17 protein-coding genes are annotated in these 16,905 nt (G+C 59.1%); 8 read left to right on the top strand and 9 right to left on the bottom strand.

The features are described from left to right. The 8 genes from H6B31_RS04870 to H6B31_RS04835 all read right to left on the bottom strand — a co-directional run bounded on the left by H6B31_RS04870 (nucleotide 1) and on the right by H6B31_RS04835 (nucleotide 7,183). A complete protein-coding gene (locus H6B31_RS04870; RefSeq protein ID WP_204897472.1) occupies nucleotides 1–1,260 on the bottom strand; it encodes a four-carbon acid sugar kinase family protein in 1,260 nt (419 codons plus the stop codon). 16 nt (nucleotides 1,261–1,276) lie between these two features. Next, a complete protein-coding gene (locus tag H6B31_RS04865) occupies nucleotides 1,277–2,326 on the bottom strand; it encodes an alcohol dehydrogenase catalytic domain-containing protein (protein ID WP_243418845.1) in 1,050 nt (349 codons plus the stop codon). Nucleotides 2,327–2,399: 73 nt separating this feature from the next. Next, complete coding sequence (locus H6B31_RS04860; protein WP_204897470.1) at nucleotides 2,400–2,690, bottom strand: hypothetical protein; 291 nt, start codon at nucleotides 2,688–2,690, stop codon at nucleotides 2,400–2,402. Between the two features lie 97 nt (nucleotides 2,691–2,787). Next, nucleotides 2,788–4,068: a TRAP transporter large permease gene (locus tag H6B31_RS04855; RefSeq protein WP_204897469.1), complete on the bottom strand. Its 1,281-nt coding sequence runs from the start codon at nucleotides 4,066–4,068 to the stop codon at nucleotides 2,788–2,790. Continuing rightward, nucleotides 4,061–4,549, bottom strand: a complete 489-nt coding sequence (locus H6B31_RS04850; protein ID WP_204897468.1) for a TRAP transporter small permease subunit — start codon at nucleotides 4,547–4,549, stop codon at nucleotides 4,061–4,063. The genes H6B31_RS04855 and H6B31_RS04850 overlap by 8 nt, the downstream gene beginning before the upstream one ends. Nucleotides 4,550–4,651: 102 nt before the next feature. Continuing rightward, nucleotides 4,652–5,689 (bottom strand): DctP family TRAP transporter solute-binding subunit, encoded by a 1,038-nt coding sequence (locus H6B31_RS04845; protein WP_204897467.1) that lies wholly within the window; start codon nucleotides 5,687–5,689, stop codon nucleotides 4,652–4,654. 69 nt (nucleotides 5,690–5,758) lie between these two features. Beyond that, on the bottom strand, nucleotides 5,759–6,661 hold the full coding sequence (locus H6B31_RS04840; RefSeq protein ID WP_204897466.1) for an NAD(P)-dependent oxidoreductase: 903 nt from the start codon (nucleotides 6,659–6,661) through the stop codon (nucleotides 5,759–5,761). A 48-nt stretch (nucleotides 6,662–6,709) separates the two neighbouring features. Beyond that, nucleotides 6,710–7,183 (bottom strand): PPC domain-containing DNA-binding protein, encoded by a 474-nt coding sequence (locus H6B31_RS04835; RefSeq protein ID WP_204897465.1) that lies wholly within the window; start codon nucleotides 7,181–7,183, stop codon nucleotides 6,710–6,712. A 322-nt stretch (nucleotides 7,184–7,505) separates the two neighbouring features. Here H6B31_RS04835 and H6B31_RS04830 point away from each other — a divergent pair, with 322 nt between their 5' ends. The 3 genes from H6B31_RS04830 (at nucleotide 7,506) to H6B31_RS17115 (ending at nucleotide 11,043) form a co-directional block, all read left to right on the top strand. Beyond that, nucleotides 7,506–9,338, top strand: coding sequence for a PrpR N-terminal domain-containing protein (locus tag H6B31_RS04830; RefSeq protein ID WP_204897464.1), 1,833 nt, complete (start codon nucleotides 7,506–7,508; stop codon nucleotides 9,336–9,338). A gap of 544 nt (nucleotides 9,339–9,882) precedes the next feature. Further along, the gene (locus tag H6B31_RS04825) at nucleotides 9,883–10,134 is read left to right on the top strand and encodes an MBL fold metallo-hydrolase (RefSeq protein WP_204897463.1); all 252 of its coding nucleotides are present in this window, start codon (nucleotides 9,883–9,885) and stop codon (nucleotides 10,132–10,134) included. Further along, nucleotides 10,135–11,043, top strand: coding sequence for an ADP-ribosylglycohydrolase family protein (locus tag H6B31_RS17115; RefSeq protein ID WP_243418844.1), 909 nt, complete (start codon nucleotides 10,135–10,137; stop codon nucleotides 11,041–11,043). It begins immediately after the preceding gene. Nucleotides 11,044–11,293: 250 nt separating this feature from the next. Here the strand turns inward: H6B31_RS17115 and H6B31_RS04815 are convergent, their stop codons facing one another. Beyond that, nucleotides 11,294–12,139 carry a LysR family transcriptional regulator gene (locus H6B31_RS04815; protein WP_204897462.1) on the bottom strand — a complete coding sequence of 282 codons (846 nt, stop codon included), beginning with the start codon at nucleotides 12,137–12,139 and terminating at the stop codon, nucleotides 11,294–11,296. A 165-nt stretch (nucleotides 12,140–12,304) separates the two neighbouring features. Here H6B31_RS04815 and H6B31_RS04810 point away from each other — a divergent pair, with 165 nt between their 5' ends. The 5 genes from H6B31_RS04810 (at nucleotide 12,305) to H6B31_RS04790 (ending at nucleotide 16,805) form a co-directional block, all read left to right on the top strand. After that, nucleotides 12,305–13,156: an aldo/keto reductase gene (locus H6B31_RS04810; protein ID WP_204897461.1), complete on the top strand. Its 852-nt coding sequence runs from the start codon at nucleotides 12,305–12,307 to the stop codon at nucleotides 13,154–13,156. A 117-nt stretch (nucleotides 13,157–13,273) separates the two neighbouring features. Then, nucleotides 13,274–14,125 (top strand): aldo/keto reductase, encoded by an 852-nt coding sequence (locus H6B31_RS04805; RefSeq protein ID WP_204897490.1) that lies wholly within the window; start codon nucleotides 13,274–13,276, stop codon nucleotides 14,123–14,125. Nucleotides 14,126–14,213: 88 nt separating this feature from the next. Next, entirely contained in the window at nucleotides 14,214–15,359 is a 1,146-nt protein-coding gene (locus tag H6B31_RS04800) for an alpha/beta hydrolase-fold protein (protein WP_204897460.1), read from the top strand. A 15-nt stretch (nucleotides 15,360–15,374) separates the two neighbouring features. Next, a complete protein-coding gene (locus H6B31_RS04795) occupies nucleotides 15,375–16,226 on the top strand; it encodes an aldo/keto reductase (protein WP_204897459.1) in 852 nt (283 codons plus the stop codon). 18 nt (nucleotides 16,227–16,244) lie between these two features. Beyond that, nucleotides 16,245–16,805 carry a flavin reductase family protein gene (locus H6B31_RS04790; RefSeq protein WP_204897458.1) on the top strand — a complete coding sequence of 187 codons (561 nt, stop codon included), beginning with the start codon at nucleotides 16,245–16,247 and terminating at the stop codon, nucleotides 16,803–16,805. Nucleotides 16,806–16,905: the final 100 nt, after the last annotated feature.

Raw genomic sequence — 16,905 nt, 5'->3', positions numbered from 1 at the left:
TCATTCCTTTTTGCAGGTTGAGGATTTTGATAGGTCTGGGGCGGGCGTCAGGGCGGTCTGGATTATCTCGACCAAATTTTCCTCGCCGAAGCCCCCAGATTTGGTAATCAAACGCAGGCTGCGGCCCCGATACTCCACCTGGCAGAGCACGACCCCTTTGGCCGGCTGGGCCACCGGCTGGAGACTCTGGATGCCCATGCGGCGAATGACGGCAGCCAAGGTGTCGCCACCGAAAATAATCAAGGTGTCCACCGCGGCCCGGTCCGCAATCTCCTGGACCCGGCGGGCCATGCACTCCGCGGTATACTGGGCCTGCTGGACCCGGCGGCTGGGAGGGATGGTCTCCAGATAGCGCTGGACCTCCTCGCCTGTCTCGGCCCGGGTGGACCGCAGCAGGATGTGTGCGCTGGATGGGATCTGGGAGGCCTCCCCGCTGCTTGGGTCACCGTCGGGCGCCACCGGCACATATCCCAACTGCCTGCGGGCGTAGGCGGTCTGGGACAGCGAAACGGGGCTCAGGCTTCCACAGGCCAGCAGAATGCGGCCTGGGCCGTCTGCACAGACAGGGGCCGCCGCCCGAACGGGCAGCTCCAGGGCGATGTGGGGCGCCAGGCTCTGGAGGAGCCGGGCACAGCCCGCCGTCAGGCGGGCCATGCCGCGGCGGCAGAGCGCTTCGGCAATCCGGTCCACCTGTTCGCCCGTCTGCGCGTCGAAAATGAGCACGTCCCCATCGTCCGGCCAGACAGAACTATCCGCCTCCACAACCCGAGAGCGGCAGGGTGCGGTGGAGGTCAGGATCTCGTCGATCCGGCTGCTGCGGATGGGGTCGAGCACATCGGCGGCAAAGCTGCTCTGGGCCACCGGTACGCCGTCCACATAGTGTATGCCCCCCCTGGTGGTCCGGCCGTTTTCCGGCCAGGCCGGGACGAAGGGCAGCGGGCGGACTCCGGCGGCCTGGGCCGCAGCCATCAGCTCCGCGCCCACATTGCCGCGCAGGACGGAGTCCGTCTTTTTATAGAGATAGGGCACGCCCTGCGCCGCGGCCTCTCGCACCAGGCCGGAGACCAGCTCGGCCGCCCGTTCCGGGGGGAGGTGCCGGCTCTCGGTATCGATCACCAGCACCTCCGCCTCTTCCGCCGACCGCAGCGTGTCCGGGCCCACATACAGGCGCACCTGTGTGTTTACCTGCAGCTGAGCGATCTGTACGCCGGTGTCCAGCGCGCCGGTCAGATCATCCGCCAGGATCAGCAATGTCGTCATGGTTTTCTCCTGAATCTCAGAACTCCAGTCCGTCCTCCAGGGTCAGCACCATCTTGCCGGGCGCGCCGGAGAACAGCGCCTGGAAGGCGTCCTCATATTTTTCCAGGGGGTAGATGCCGCCCAGAGCGGGCTTCAGGTCGAAGCCGGGGGTCTTGAGCAGCTTCTCGCACTCAAACCAGGTCTGATACATGAGCCGGCCGGTGACGCCCACCACGGTGGCCTCCTTATAGATAATGCCGTTGGTGGCGTCCAGAGTCAGACTCCCTCCAGGGAGGCCCACCATGGTGAACTGTCCGTGGAGCTTCAGGGCCTTGAAGGCGTCGGAGATGGCGCCGTTGTTGCCGGTGTAGTCGATGACCGCGTCCACGCCCCGGCCTCCGGTGGCGTTGAGAACCACCTCGGAGGCGGCCTGGCTGCGGGTGTTGATGGTCACATCCGCGCCCATCTGCTTGGCCACTTCCAGCTTGGGCTCGTCGATGTCGGTGGCGAAGATCCGGCCGGCGCCGCTGTACTTGGCGGCGGCAATGGCCATCAGGCCGATGGGGCCGCAGCCGGTAATCAGAACGTCCTTGCCGCCCATGGGGGTGGCGGAGACGCCGTGGACGCCCACGCCGAAGGGCTCCAGCAGGGACCCCTTCACATAGCTGATGCTGTCGTCCAGCTTCCACAGGCAGTCCTTGTGCACGTTGATGTACTCCCCGAAGGAGCCGGGCACATGCACGCCGATGATCTTCATGTGCTCACACACATGCTGATTGCCGGTGCGGCACTGGTAGCACTGGTTGCAGGGGATGTGGGTCTCGCCGGCCACCCGGTCGCCCACCTGATAGCCCAGCACGTTCTTGCCCACTTCCACGATGTCGCCGGCGAACTCATGGCCGAACACCATGGGCAGCTTCAGCCGCTCCTGGGCGTAGGGGGCCCACTTGTAAATGTGCTGGTCGGTGCCGCAGATGGCGGTGGCCTTCACTTTTACCAGGACCTCCTCGTCGGAGATCTGGGGAATGGGCACATCGGTGCGGTAAACCGCGCCCACTTCGGGCTTCTCTTTTACGATTGCTCTCATAGTTCCAGTCATAGGAAAATTCCTGCCTTTCTGCATTTCAAAGATCGCGTTGTGTCAGTTAAAAATTGGGAGATCAGGCGTCCATGCCCGGGTCCGGCCGGCCCTGTTCGGCGGCGGAGGACCGAATGTTCCGTCCTCTCCACCGCTGCCAGGTGCAGAATGTGCCGAAGACAGTTCCGGCGGCAAAAAACATCAGGATGAATACGGTCAGGACCGGGTCGTCCCGAAAATATTCTCCCCGCTGGCAGCACTGCCACATATAGACATTGAGCCAGATCATAAATCCGATGCCCGCCAGACGGAGCAGCACCGCCGGGCCGGCGGGCAGCCTCCTGGGGGCGCCAAGGTAATCGGTTCCGCGCATGGCGCACCTCCTGTGTGGGATTGCTGAAAGGTTGGTCCGCGCCGCGGTCTGGGGAATGGGGGCCCTTCAGACCGCAGGCGCCGGCCGCATGGTACGGTTAAGACATCAGGCTGGGAAGGAACAGGGAGATCTGCGGGATATAGGTGACCAGCAGCAGGACGATCAGCAGGAAGCCGATGAGAGGCAGCACCCACTTGATGATGTCCCGCAAAGAGATCTTGGCGATGCTGCAGGCGGTGTACAGGTTGACGCCCACCGGGGGAGTGATCAGGCCGATGGCCAGGTTCACGCACATGAGGATGCCAAAGGCCACGGAGTCATATCCCAGCTCCTGCGCCACAGGCAGCAGGATGGGCACCAGAATGTACAGCGCGGAGTTGGCGTCCATGATGCAGCCGGCAAACAGCAGGATCAGGTTGGTGATGAGCAGGAAGATAATCAGGTTGCCGCTGGACAGGGAGATCAGGGCGTTGCCGATGGTGGTGGTCATACCGGTGGCGGCCACCATCCAGGCGAACAGCGCCGCGCAGATCATCACAAACAGGACCTGGCCATTCTGGGCCATGGAGTCCACGATGCAGCGGATAAACTCGCCGAAGCGCATTTTCCGATAGATGAAAACACCCACGATCAGGCCGTATACGGCGGAGACGGCCGCCGCCTCGGTGGGGGTGAAGATGCCGCCGTAGATGCCGCCCAGAATGATAACGGGCATCAGCAGGGCCCAGATGGCGTCCTTGAATGCGACCCAGCGCTCATGGCTGGAGGCCCGGGGGCGGAGCTTGATATCCATTTTCTTGGTGAGGATCATGGAGCAGATGGCCAGCGCAATGCCCATCATGATGCCGGGGATAACGCCGGCCATAAACATGCGCCCCACCGAGGCGCCGGAGATGCTGCCGTAGACGATAAAGGTTACCGACGGGGGGATGATGACCCCGATGGCGCCGGCGGCGGCCATCAGAGCGGCGCCGAAAGAGATGGGATACCCCGCCGCCGCCATGGCCGGGATCAGGATCGTGCCCAGAGCGGCCACAGTGGCCGGGCCGGAGCCGGAGATGGCAGCAAAGAAGCAGGAGCAGATAACCGTCACCAGGGCCAGACCGCTTCGGAAATGCCCCACACATGCGGAGGCCAGGTTGATGAGTTTCTCTGAGATGCCCGCCTTTTCCATGATATTGCCGGAGACAATGAAGAAGGGAATGGCAAGCAGGGAGAACTTATGGGTGGCCGCATAGGCGTTGATGGGCAGCATGCTGGGGGAATAGCCCGCCACCAGGCAGGACAGTACCGCCGGGACGCCCAGGGACACCGCGATGGGGACGTTGCATAACAGTAAAACAACAAATACACCAAACAGGATGACCGACTCACTCATATTCGCCGCCCTCCTCATGCTTGAGCGTCCAGACCGCTTCCATCAAAAAGCGGATGGCAATAAAAGCGAACCCGATGGGCAGCACAATGCCAAACACCCACTCCGGCCACTGGAGAGAGGCGGTGATCTGGCCGTTTCGATACTCCAGCAGGGTCATTTCGATGCCCAGATAGGTCATATAGGCGCAGAATACGGCGCCGATGAGGTTGGAAACCAGCAAAAGCACACGCTGCGTTCCCGCGGGGAGGGAGTCAGTGATCACGTTCAGGCCCAGATGCACGTGCTTCCGCACGCCGATGGCGCTGCCCATCAGGGAGGTCAGCACGAACAGACCGGTGGTGATCTCCTCCGCAAATGAGAAGGAGAAGTGGAAGATAAAGCGGGACGCCACGTTGACAAATGTAATGGCGATCATTAAAATCAAACTGATGATACAGACGACCTTTTCCACCTTTGCAAGTCCGCGGTCAAGGGTCTTCACAAAAGTCACCTCTCTTTGCTTTACAAAAAGGGCCCGGAAGCGCGACGCAGCGTCCGGGCCCCGCTTCTCTGGTTGGTTCCGGACCATTCGCCGGAACTAGTCTTACGCTCGCAGGGATTCAATGTCGATGCCAAACGCCTCAAAGGCGTCCGCGCCGTACTTGTTATAAAAATATTCGTAGTAGCCCTGCTCCACCAGAACATCCTGGAATGCCTTGATCTGTTCCTCTGTCAGCACGGTAATCTCACAGCCGTAGTCAAGGATGGCCTGGCGCTGCTCCGCCTCGCTGTTGACCACGTTGGCGTTGCCGGTGGCGCACACCTCGTCGGCCACCTCCTGGATGGCCTGCTGAGTCTGCTCATTCAAGGAATTCCAGATCTCCGAGTTGAAGACCAGGGCGAATGCGCCGTAGCTGTAGTTCCACTCGGTGATATAGGGCTGCACCTCATAGAAGGAATTGTTGTAGATCAGGTCGTAGCCGTTCTCCTGACCGTCCACCGTGCCCTGGGACATGCCGGTATACAGCTCGCTGAAGCTCATGGTCAGAGGGTCGGCCCCCATGAGGGTGAAGGCCTGCATGAACGGCTCGCCGCCGGGGACGCGGATCTTGATTCCCTCCAGATCCTCAGGGATGGTCACGGTGCGGGTTGCGTTGGTCAACTGACGCATGCCGTTGTGGATAAAGCCCAGGGTGGTCAGCCCCTTGGGTTCCAGCAGGTCGGCGATGTACTCGCCCGCACTGCCGTTGAGCATCTCCTCGGCCTGCTCATATGAGTCGAAGGTCCAGGCGATATTCAGGGTCATCAGCCGCTCGTCCAGAGCCGCCAGGGAGTCCACCGGTTCAAAGGCGCAGGATGTGCCGCCGGAGGAGAGCATATCGATCCCCTTTGCCATGTCGCCGCCGGAGAGCTGGTCCGAGGTGAAGACGTCCACGGTCACCGCGCCGTCGGTGGCCTCACTGACCATTTCCGCGAACAGAACACACATCCTGGCCGAGTTGGAGTTGTCCCCTACCGTGGTGGACATGAGCAGGTGCGCCTGGGTATACCCGCTCTCGTTTTCACCGCCGACCTGAGAAGAACAGCCGGCCATGGAGGCCACAATCGCCGCGCCAGCAAGTACCGCAATCAGTTTTCTCACGTCTCTAGTTTCCCTCCAATCTTCCACGAAGCATTTTGCCTCGGGTCTGATCCGTTTTGGGCGTGGAACTCAGCCCCGGACTTCCACGCCGCCCAGCTCCTCATAGAGCTTGATGATGGCGCAGTTGTCCAGCTTTCCATATCCCTTCACCTGAGCGGTCTTGAACAGCTCACATACCAAGTTGGTGGCGTACAGAGGCAGATTCATGTTCTTGGCCATATCCACCGCCAGCTTGACGTCCTTGGTGTGCAGGTCGATGGCGAAACCGGGCTGGAAGTTGCCCTTGAGGATCTCGGGCATCCGGTCCTCCAGGGCCCAGCAGCGGCCGGAGCCCGCCACGATCACGTCCCGCATGATATTGGGGTCTACGCCGAACTTGGTACCCAGAACAAAGGCCTCGGACATGCTGATCAGGTTGATGGCGGACATGAGCTGATTGACCACCTTTACCGCCTGGCCGGAGCCGCTCTCGCCGCAGTAGACGATTTTCTTGCCCAGGATCTCAAAGACCTCCATGATCTCGTCCACGTATTCCTTCTTGCCGCCGCACATAATGGTCAGCGCGCCGTTCTCCGCGCCGCTGACGCCGCCGCTGACGGGCCCCTCCACAAACTTGACGTTTTTCTCCGCCAGCTTCTTGGCGATGTCCCGGGTGACGTCGGGGGAGATGGAACTCATGTCGATGACGAAGTAATCCTCAGGGACTTTCTCGGAGAGCACGCCGCCCTCGCCGAACAGGGCCGTCTCCACGTGGGGGGAGTTGGGCAGCATCAGAACCACGGTCTTGACCTTGTCAGCCAGCTCGGAGGCGGCGGAGACCGCCTCCACATTGGGGACGCCCTGGAACCGGGCCATGGCCTCGGGCATCACGTCATAGACGTAGACCTGCTTGCCGGCCTTGGCCAGATTGTTCACCATGTGATAGCCCATGTGTCCCAGACCGATAAAGCCGATGGAAGAAATATCGCGCATACTCTTTATTCACTCCTCTTATGTGTTGTTCCCATGAAACGGAGCTTCTCAGCCTCTGGGCTGGAACTGGGTCAGGTCGGTCTCCTCGTCGTAGCCGCGGAGCATCTGGGCGTCGGTGCACTCGATGATCACCACGTCGATAGTGGTCAGCGCGGGATTGTAGCCCTTCACCATGTGGCCGCCGAACACATTGCCGTTCTCGTCGCACATAGTGCCGTGGAAGTGGATGTCGGTGCTGCCGTCCTTCTGGCAGACCACGCCGGTGCCGGACAGGAACTCAATGGGGCCGCCCTTCTGGAGCACGTCGCCGTAGCCGGCCTTCACCTTGGCGTCCGCCTTGGGGACCAGATACATATAGCCGGAAGAGGAGAAGCTGCCGAAGCAGGTCACGTAGGCGTACTTGATGTTGTACTTGGCGCAGATGGCCTCGATTCCTTCCAGAAGGTCGGTGCCGGGCAGAATGCGGGCGGGAATAAACTGACCAACCTTGCCGGGGGCGCTCTCAAAACGGATTTCACTCATGACTTTCTTCCTCCTGTCAAAAACGATTGATTTTGGAAGCCAAATGACGGATGCCTTTGGCCTTCTTGCACACACATTATAGCGGTCTGCTTCTGTGTTCCGCAATGGTGCGGGCAGAGGGATTTGTTTAAAAAATAAACAGATTGAACATTTTGTCGCTTATGACAGTTTTAAACTGATAAAATTTGTCATTTAATACAATGGGATATAAAAAAAGAGCCATTTTTATAAAAATGCTCTGTTTATATTTACAACTCCATCCCAAAGTGCTATTCTTAAATTAAACAGCTCTGCCTTTTTCTAGGCGATTGGAGGACGTTTGATGAAAAAATACAAGGCGCTCGTCATCTCGCCCTATGAAGGATTTTCCGGGATTGTCCGCAATGTGATGGATGACTATAAAGAATTTGACCTGTTTGATCTGGATATCGAAATGCTGACGCTGCCCTTTGTGGAAGACTTTCTCCGCCGCACCAACCTGTCCGGCTACGACGTGGTCATCAGCCGGGGGCAGTCGGCCGTGGTGGCTGAGACCGTGCTGGCCGGGAGCATCCCGGTAGTCAACATCGGATTTTCCCCCTATGACATCCTCCGCAGCCTGAAGCTGGCCATGAACGGGCCGGGGAGCAAGATTGCATTTCTGGTATTTGCCAATATTCGAAACAGCGTGATGACACTGTTTGAACTGATCGGCGGAAACGAGTCGGTGGAGCTCTCCGTGCACACGGCCTTTCAGAGCGAGGAGGAGATGGAGGAGTGCATCGTCCGCCTCCACGACCAGGAGGGCGTCACCCTGTTTGTGGGGGACGGCGTGTGCAACCGTCTGGCCCGGGCCCACGAATTTGACAACATTTTGGTCACCTCCGGCGCGGAGAGCATCGCAGAGGCCCTGCAGCGGGCTCTGCTCCTCTGCGGCGAGAAGGAGAGGGGGGAGAACCGGCAAAATGTCCTGGAAAATATTCTGCGCAAATCCAGTGTCCCTATCGCGATCTACAATAAACAGGGGAATATCCTCTGCTCCAACCTCCACTCCGCGGGGCCGGAGTACAGCGAGCTGGATCTGAAGGATTTGGTGGAGCGGTCTCTGCGCCATCCGGAGTCCAAGTATATGGTCAGCGCGGGACGGCAGTCCTTCCGCGTCCGCGCCAACTGGGTGGAGTATCAGGGGGAGGAATATGTTCTGTTCTATGTGGCACCCTCCTTTCCCAACAACGCAAAAAACCGGCAGCTCTATGACACTGTCTCCCGGGCGGACGTTCAGGACTGTCTGGTCTATATGGTAAACAGCCCAACTTTGTCCTCGATGCTGGAGAAGGTCACTGCCAGCTCCCAGTCCAAGCTGCCTGTTTTTGTCTACGGCAAGCGCAGCAGCGGGAAGAGCACTTTCCTCAAGGCGGTGTATGCCACCAGCCAATACTCCCGCAATCCGCTGGTTGTGATTGACTGCCTGCGCCTCAACGATGAGCTGCTTACCAGGCTGTTTGAAGACGAGCGGTCTGTGCTCCTGGAACAGGACTTTGCGGTCTATTTCAAGAACATCCACGCCCTCAGCATGGAATTACAGAATAAGCTGGAATACTATTTAGGGATTTCAAACCTGGCTGCGCGCCACAAGCTGCTGACGTCTTTTACTGGTGATCTGAAAACTGCGCTGGCCCGCAACACCTTCTCCTCCGGCCTGTACCACTGTTTGGCGGGGATCAGCCTGCCGTTTCCCAGCATTACAGAGCGAAGCCTGGATATTCCCAATATCATTCGGATCTTTCTCAACCAGATCAACCAGAAGCTCCCGGTTCAGATTGCCAGCATCGACCAGGAGGCCATGGGGCTGCTGAGGGATTTTCCCTGGACCAACGGAATTGACCAGCTCTACAGCACCATTCAGGAGCTGGCTCTGGCCTCCGACTCCCAGGTTATCAGGGGCAGCCAGGTGGCCCGCTTTCTGACCACCATCCGAAACCAGCCCGAAAAGCCCGCCCGTGCCCAGGATTCTCCCGCGCTGGATCTGTCCCGCACCCTGGATGAGATCGAACAGGAGATCATCGAAATTGTGTTCCGGGAGGAAAATATGAACCAGACCAAGGCTGCGCAGAGGCTTGGGATCAGCCGCACATCCCTATGGAAAAAACTGAACCGCAGTAAGGTGAAGGAGTAGGATGGAAGCGCGGAATAATCGGGTGATTCTTGCAATAGGAAGGTCCGAAATTGACGTGATGCCGCAGTGGGTCCATGGAGCGAGTGTGTACGGATGCGGCCGCCGCTGGCCGAGCAGGAGATTCGGGAGCGGCTCAGGCACACTAAACTGCCGATTTACTCAGCTGTCCGGCATGTGGGCTGCTTACCAGCAGTGCGATCGGGCCGGGGGAGTTGTGGACCTGCAGGAAGGGAGAGAATAACCGCCTGCTGGGAAAATAGATCCTGATATGTAACTGCCCTCTGCCCAGCCGCCGGCTGGGGAGAGGGCAGTTTTTGATATGGGAATAGTACAAGGAGAGATGGGTACTTTTACAACTGATGGTGTATGCAGCTTAAAGAATGAAGATGTGTTGCTCACACGCTGCCTCTTTTCTTGAAACTTTATATTTCTACCCCCACAGGCACTTTTATTATGAGAGCTTCAGTTGGAACAGCTTGGAAAAGGATTTGATAGACGTTCTGAGTCAACAAAAAAATAAGTTGAGGCCGTCCCTGGGGGCCTCTTGGCACTGCGGGTAGCCCCCTATCTCTGTGACCACTCCGCGTTTGACAGCTACATGCTGCTGGTGGAGGGAGGCGGGCAGTCTCTGCTCTATACCGGCGATTTACGGGGACACGGACGAAAGTCCTATGGCGCCCTTTTGAAGCAGCTGCCGGAACAAGTGGATTTTTTGGTATGCGAGGGGACCAATCTTTCCCGGCCAGTGCAGAACATTTGGGATGAGAAGACACTGGAGAGCCGGACTGCAGATTGAATGAAGCGATGCCGGGGGCCCGTTTTCGTGATGCAGGCTGCGACAAACCTGGACCGGCTGGTGTCCTTTTATCGGGCGGCAGTGCGGAGCGGCCGGATCTTTTTGGAGGATCTGTATCAGGCGGAAGTATCCTGCGCTGCCGGTCCCCGTATTCCTCAGCCAGGCCGATTTTCCAACGTGCGGGTGATTCTGCCGGCCCGCGTGCCAGCGGAGGACCCCCGCTATCAGCGGTTTTGCGCCTACGGAACCGCCCGAATCCGCCGCGAGCAGGTTCCTGCCAACAGCGTGATCTGTATCCGGCCCTCCATGCAGAGGTGGGTGGAGCGCTTGTCGCAGCGCCTGCCGCTTACGGACAGTGTGTTGTTTTATTCTCTCTGGCGCGGATACCGGGACAAACCGGAGATGGCGGGCTTTTTGTCTCGGTGCCTGGAATTGAGGATAAACGAAGTGACGCTTCACAGCAGCGGACACGCCACGCCGGAAGAGATCCAGCGGCTGCTGGAGCGCGTTCACCCCAAGACGATCATCCCCGTACACACCCTCTGCTCGGATTGGTTTGCGGAGGAGACCTTGGCCATCGCCGTCTGCTGCGCCTTGAAATATGAAAACGACTTTGACCGGGCTCTGATCGCCGCGGTGAACCATAGCGGTGACAGCGACTCCGCAGGGGCAGTAACGGGAAATCTGCTGGGAGCCCGGCTGGGCCTTGCGGGTATCCCGTCTAAATACCTGGAGAATCTGGAACTGAAGTCCGTGATCCTGGAACTGGCGGATAACCTGCATCACGGTGTCCCCTCCTCCTACGGAACGCAGTTCCCGCCGCCGGTCCATGTGAGCGGGACGCCGGAGCTGGCCCTTGGGGATGCCAAGTACAACACCGCCAAATATGAGCCAAAATCTATAAATTGAACGGACTTTCCGCTCCGGTCCACTTATTTTTATCACTTTCTGAATGCACTGTTTCCGCATATTCCACGCCGCACTGTGGCTGAAAATGCAGTCAAAAATGCTTCCGCCCTTTGCCGATTACAGCTTATCGGCAAAGGGCGGAAGCATTTTCTGCCTCATCTCCTTGAATGGAACGCGAATAAAGAGAGGGAGGAAAGCCGGTTCGGCTTTGCGCCCAACTCAAAATTTAAGGGGCAGCAGACAATAAAAATTAGGGGTTTGGAAGTGTTTTGAGAAAGGCGCGCAGATCATTCCGTCCGCGTGGCTGAGATAGACAATAATAAGTCACATTTGCCTCCCTGTCCAGGATCGGGACATTGACCCGGTTCAAGGGGGCCCCCTCCCGGTCCAGCGCCGCATCTGTCGTAAAAATCGGAAGGGCGGAGGATCTGACAAGCTCATCAAAGGCCATGTCCTCCTGTTCCAGAAACCGGGTGTCCGGCATCTTCCGGAGGGTCAGCTCCCGCCAAAAGCCCAGACGGTTTCGCAGCAGCATGGTCTCGCCGTTGAGATCCCTCATATAGAGCCCCTTACTGCCAGAGAGCGGATGTGCTGGAGGCAGGGAAAAATACAGGTGCTCCTCCCCGTATTTGACACAGGAGATCCCAGGCTCCTCCACCGGATAGGGCAGGATGATCAGCTGGTAGACATCGTCCCGCAGGCCCTGGAGGAGCACGTCGTTCTCCCGCATCTCCCAGGAGATCGTCCGGTCGGGGTAGAGATCGGACAGGGTCGGCGGAATCTCCCATAGAGGCATCGGCGCGCAGGAACCGACCAAAATCGTGCGCTGGCTGCGGTCGAAGGCCTGGACGCGGCTGATCATGTCCTGGCACTTGTCCAGGACCTGCCGCGCGCAGTCCGCCGCCATACGGCCGTTTTCATTGAACTCGATTTTGTTCTTCTGCCGGTGGAACAGCGGGACCTGAAGCTCCGCCTCCAGCCGCTGCATGGAGCGGCTGAGGGCCGGCTGGGACAGGTGCAGGCGCTCCGCCGCGCCGGACAGGGTTCCGCACTCGGCGAAGGCCAAAAGCTGCTCCAGCTGATAGATCTCAAACACGGTCATCACCACCTTGGGGCTATTGTAACAGCCGGCCCGGCAGATTGCAAGAGATAGTATGCGTTTTAGTTATAGCGTTCTGCATAATCGGCACTGTACTTTGTAGGAAAACGGTCCTACAATGTGCTCATCGGGAAGAAATCAGACAAAAGGGGGCTTGACACTATGCAGTACAGAACCCTCTCCAACGGTGTGGAGCTGCCAATGGTCGGCTATGGCACATTCCAAATCAGAGACGCTGTACAGTGCGAGCAATGTGTTTTACAGGCGGTGGAGACCGGTTACCGCCTGTTTGACACCGCCGCATCCTATGAAAATGAAGCCGCTGTCGGCGCGGCGCTCCGCAGTTCCGGGGTGCCCCGGGAGGAGCTGTTCCTCATCACAAAGCTGTGGGTGCAGGACGCGGGGTATGACGGCACCCTCAAAGCCTTTGACCGATCTCTCAAGAAGCTGGGTCTGGGTCACATCGACCTGTACCTGATCCATCAGCCCTTCGGCGACTACTACGGCGCCTGGCGGGCCATGGAGCGGCTGTACCGGGAGGGAGCGGTCCGGGCCATCGGGGTGAGCAACTTCACCCCGGAACGGCTGGTGGACCTGTGCATGAACCAGGAGGTCAAGCCCATGGTCAATCAAATTGAAATCCACCCGTTCTTCCAGCAGAACACCGCCCTGCGGGTCATGGAGGATTACGGCGTGGTCCCCCAGGCCTGGGGCCCCTTCTCCGAGGCGCAGAAGGATATTTTCCACCACAAGACACTGGCCAAGATCGCCGGCAGGCACGGAAAAACCACAGCCCAGGTCATCCTCCGCTGGCACCTCCAGCGGAATATCCCGGCCATTCCCAAGACGGTCCACAGGGAGCGGATGATAGAAAATCTGAATGTCTTTGATTTTGAGCTGACAGGAAAAGAGATGGAGAGCATCGCCGGCATGGACATCGGCCACAGTGAGATCATCGACCACCACTGTTTCTCCACCGCAAGGCAGCTCAACAGCGTAAAAATTCATGCTTAGGGGGAACGGAACACCACGGAGAAAGAACTCTCCGCGGAGGCGGCGGAGCCGCGATCCATACAAGACAACCATCCACTGCAGTTTATAAGATGAAGGAGGAAGCATATCATGAACAAAATCGAGACTGTCAAGCTGAACAACGGAATTGAGATGCCTCTGGAGGGCTTCGGCGTGTTCCAGGTACCGGACCCCGCCGTGTGCGAGCAGGCGGTGCTGGACGCCATCGAGAGCGGCTACCGCCTCATCGACACCGCCGCCGCCTATATGAACGAGGAGGCCGTAGGCCGTGCCATCGCCAAGTGCGGCGTGCCCCGGGAGGAGTTATTTATTACCACCAAGCTGTGGGTCCAGGACGCCAGCTATGAGGGGGCCAAGCAGGCCATTGAGACCTCGATGAAGAAACTTGGGCTGGACTACATTGACCTATACCTGATCCACCAGCCCATGGGCGACTACATCGGCGCCTGGCGGGCCATGGAGGAGGCATACAAGGCCGGCAAGCTCCGGGCCATCGGCGTGTGCAACTGCTATCCCCACGTTCTGGCGGACATCTGCGAGACTGTGGCGGTCAAGCCCGCCGTCAACCAGGTGGAGCTCCACCCCTTCTTCCAGCAGGAGAACGCTCTGGCCCTGATGAAGGAGTACGGCGTCCATCCCGAGGCCTGGGGTCCCTTCGCCGAGGGCAACCACGGTATCTTTACCCACCCCGTTCTGACCGCCATCGGCCAGAAGTACGGCAAGAGCGCTGCCCAGGTGGCCCTGCGGTGGAACGTCCAGCGGGGCGTCACCGTCATCCCCAAGTCGGTCCACAAGGAGCGCATGGAGCAGAACATCAACATCTGGGATTTTACCCTCAGCGGCGAGGACATGGCGGAGATCGCCAAGCTGGACATCGGCCGCAGCGAGATCGTGGACCACAGCGACCCCAAGTTTGTCCAGATGCTCCACCAGGTGAAAGTTCACGAATAAGGTTGCCCTTTGAAACGGCTGGCGGGGTCCGACACCATGCCGGACCCTGCCAGCCGGCGATTTTGTTTCCGCAAGAGGTAACAAGAACATGAAACCATTACTGATTACGGGACTACTTGTTCTGGCGATGCTTGGCCTGACGGCCTGCAGCAGCGGGTCCGGTACGGACCGGCCCCAGCCGGAGCAGACCACCCAGATGGCAGAGGCGGCAGGGAATATGGAGCGGGAAGAGACCGCATCCCAGGAACAGACCGAGTACATCAGCGCGGTGCCGGAGGAATATTTTGTCCCCTCCGGCCACCCCGGGCAAGTGGTGGAGATCACCTACGACAGTCGAAACTATACGGACCCTGCCGAGCCCGCCATCCAGAAAACCGCCTATGTCTATCTGCCCTACGACTATGACGAAGCGGACCAGGATACCCGGTATGACGTCCTCTATCTGATGCACGGCTGGACCATGACGGCGGGGGACTTCTTCGACCCGGCCCAGAGCGATATCGTTCCCATGCTGGACCACATGATCGAAAATGGGGACATCCCGCCGGTGATCGTGGTGTGTGCCACCTTCGATGCCCAGAACCAGTCCCAGGGCTTTTCCCGCTCGGTGGAGGAGCTGTCCGTGTTCCACCGGGATTTAAGGGAGAACCTGATCCCCTTTGTGGAGAGCCGGTACCACACCTATGCCCAGGACGTGACGGAGGAGGGGCTTCAGGCCTCCCGGGAGCACCGGGCCTTCGGCGGTTTCTCCCTGGGGGCGGTCACAACCTGGTATCAGTTTATCTATAACCTGGACTACATCAAGTACTTCGTACCCATGAGCGGGGACTGCTGGATCATGGGGACCTACGGCGGGCTGTATCAGCCGGTGGAGACGGTGGACTATCTGGAACAGGTGGTGTCCGACGGCGGCTGGGATGGAGACGACTTCTGCATCTACCAGGGCATCGGCACCAGCGACCCCATCTGGGACCAGACGGACAGCCAGATCACAGTGCTGGAGGGCTGCATCGGATGCGGGGTGTGCCAATCAGTATGTCCCGTGGGTAACTTTTACCTAGAGGGCGGCAAGGCCAGGAGGAAACAAACTACCTGCGAATTTTGCCTGGCCTGCGCCCAGAACTGTCCGCAGAAGGCCATCGGGCTGAGCATCGCAGATAAAAATCCCAAGGCGCGCTACCGCAATCCCCATATCTCTCTGCAGGAGATCATCGACGCAAACAGAAATTCATAAAAGGAGTGTTTTCACATGACGACCATCACACTGAACGACGGCAACAAGATCCCCACAGTCGGTTTTGGGGTATTTTTAATCCCCGCCGACGGCCCCACCTACGACGCGGTGCGGACGGCCCTGGACGCCGGGTACCGGCACATCGACACGGCGGCCGCCTATGTCAACGAAGCGGATGTGGGTCGGGCGGTCCGGGACAGCGGCATCCCCCGGGAGGAGATTTTCATCACCAGCAAGCTGTGGCTCCAGGACTACGGCTATGAGGCGGCAAAGAAGGGCCTGGACACCTCTCTGGAGAAGCTGGGAATGGACTATGTGGACCTCTACCTGCTCCACCAGCCCTACGGCGATGTAGCCGGAGCGTGGAAGGCGCTGGAGGAGGCCAAGGCCGCGGGCGAGGTCCGGTCCATCGGCGTGAGCAACATGACGCCGAAGATCTGGAAGGAGTTTGTTCCCCAGTTCAAGACCCTCCCGGCGGTGAACCAGGTGGAGTGCAACCCTTTCTTCCAACAGCGGGAACTTAGAGAACTGCTGGCCAAGGATGATGTGAAGATCGAGGCCTATCAGCCTCTGGGCCACGGGGACAGCAGCCTGCTCTCCCACCCCGTCATTGCCAAGCTGGCGGAGAAATACGGCAAGAACTCCGGCCAGATCATCCTCCGCTTTGAAGTGCAGAGCGGCCTCATCGTTCTGCCCAAGTCCACCAACCCGGGGCGGATCGCCGGAAACCTGGACATCTTCGACTTTGAACTGGCCGAAGCTGAGATGGTGGAGCTGCGCTCCCTGGACACCGGCAGGGGCAGCCACGATCCGGAGGCCCCCGGTGTGGCGGAGATGCTGCTTCGAAACTATAAGATCCATGATTGATACAGGAGAGAAATTGCGATGAGAAAAAACTTTGGGGCCAAGCCCTTTTTATATCCGCAGCCGGTGATGGTCATCGCCAGCTGCGACAAGGATGGAACGCCGGACGCCATGAACGCCGCCTGGGGCGGCATCGCGGGGGGCGACAAGATCTTCCTGTGCCTCAGTTCCAACCACAAGACCGTGGAGAACATTTTGGAGCGGAAGGCCTTCACCGTCAGCGTGGCGGACGAGGCCCATCTGGTGGAGGCCGACTATGTGGGGCTGGTCGCAGGAAACGAGGTGCCCGACAAGCTGGAGCGGAGCGGCTTCCATGTGACCAGGAGCGAATTTGTGGACGCACCTATGATCGACGAACTGCCCCTGGTGCTGGAGTGCAGGCTGCTCAGCTACGACCCGAACACCCACTTCATGGTGGGGGAGATCGTAAACGCCGGGGCGGACGAGGCTATCCTGGACGAGGCGGGGATGATCGACCCGGCCAAGCTGAAGCCGCTCACCTTTGACCCGGCCAATGGGACATACTGGAGTTTGGGTGAAAAGATGGGTAAGGCCTTTTCAGACGGCAGTCAATTGAAATAACAGCACAGGCTGTCGTTCCCGGCGGAAACGGCAGCCTCTTTACTGTTAATACTTGCGTTCCTTCTGGAACTGGTGTCCTGAGCACTTGACAGAGCGCCTT

The sequence above is a fragment of the Pseudoflavonifractor capillosus genome, assembly GCF_016899775.1.
Lineage (GTDB): Bacteria > Bacillota > Clostridia > Oscillospirales > Oscillospiraceae > Lawsonibacter.
This window is presented reverse-complemented; position numbering and strand designations above follow the sequence as displayed.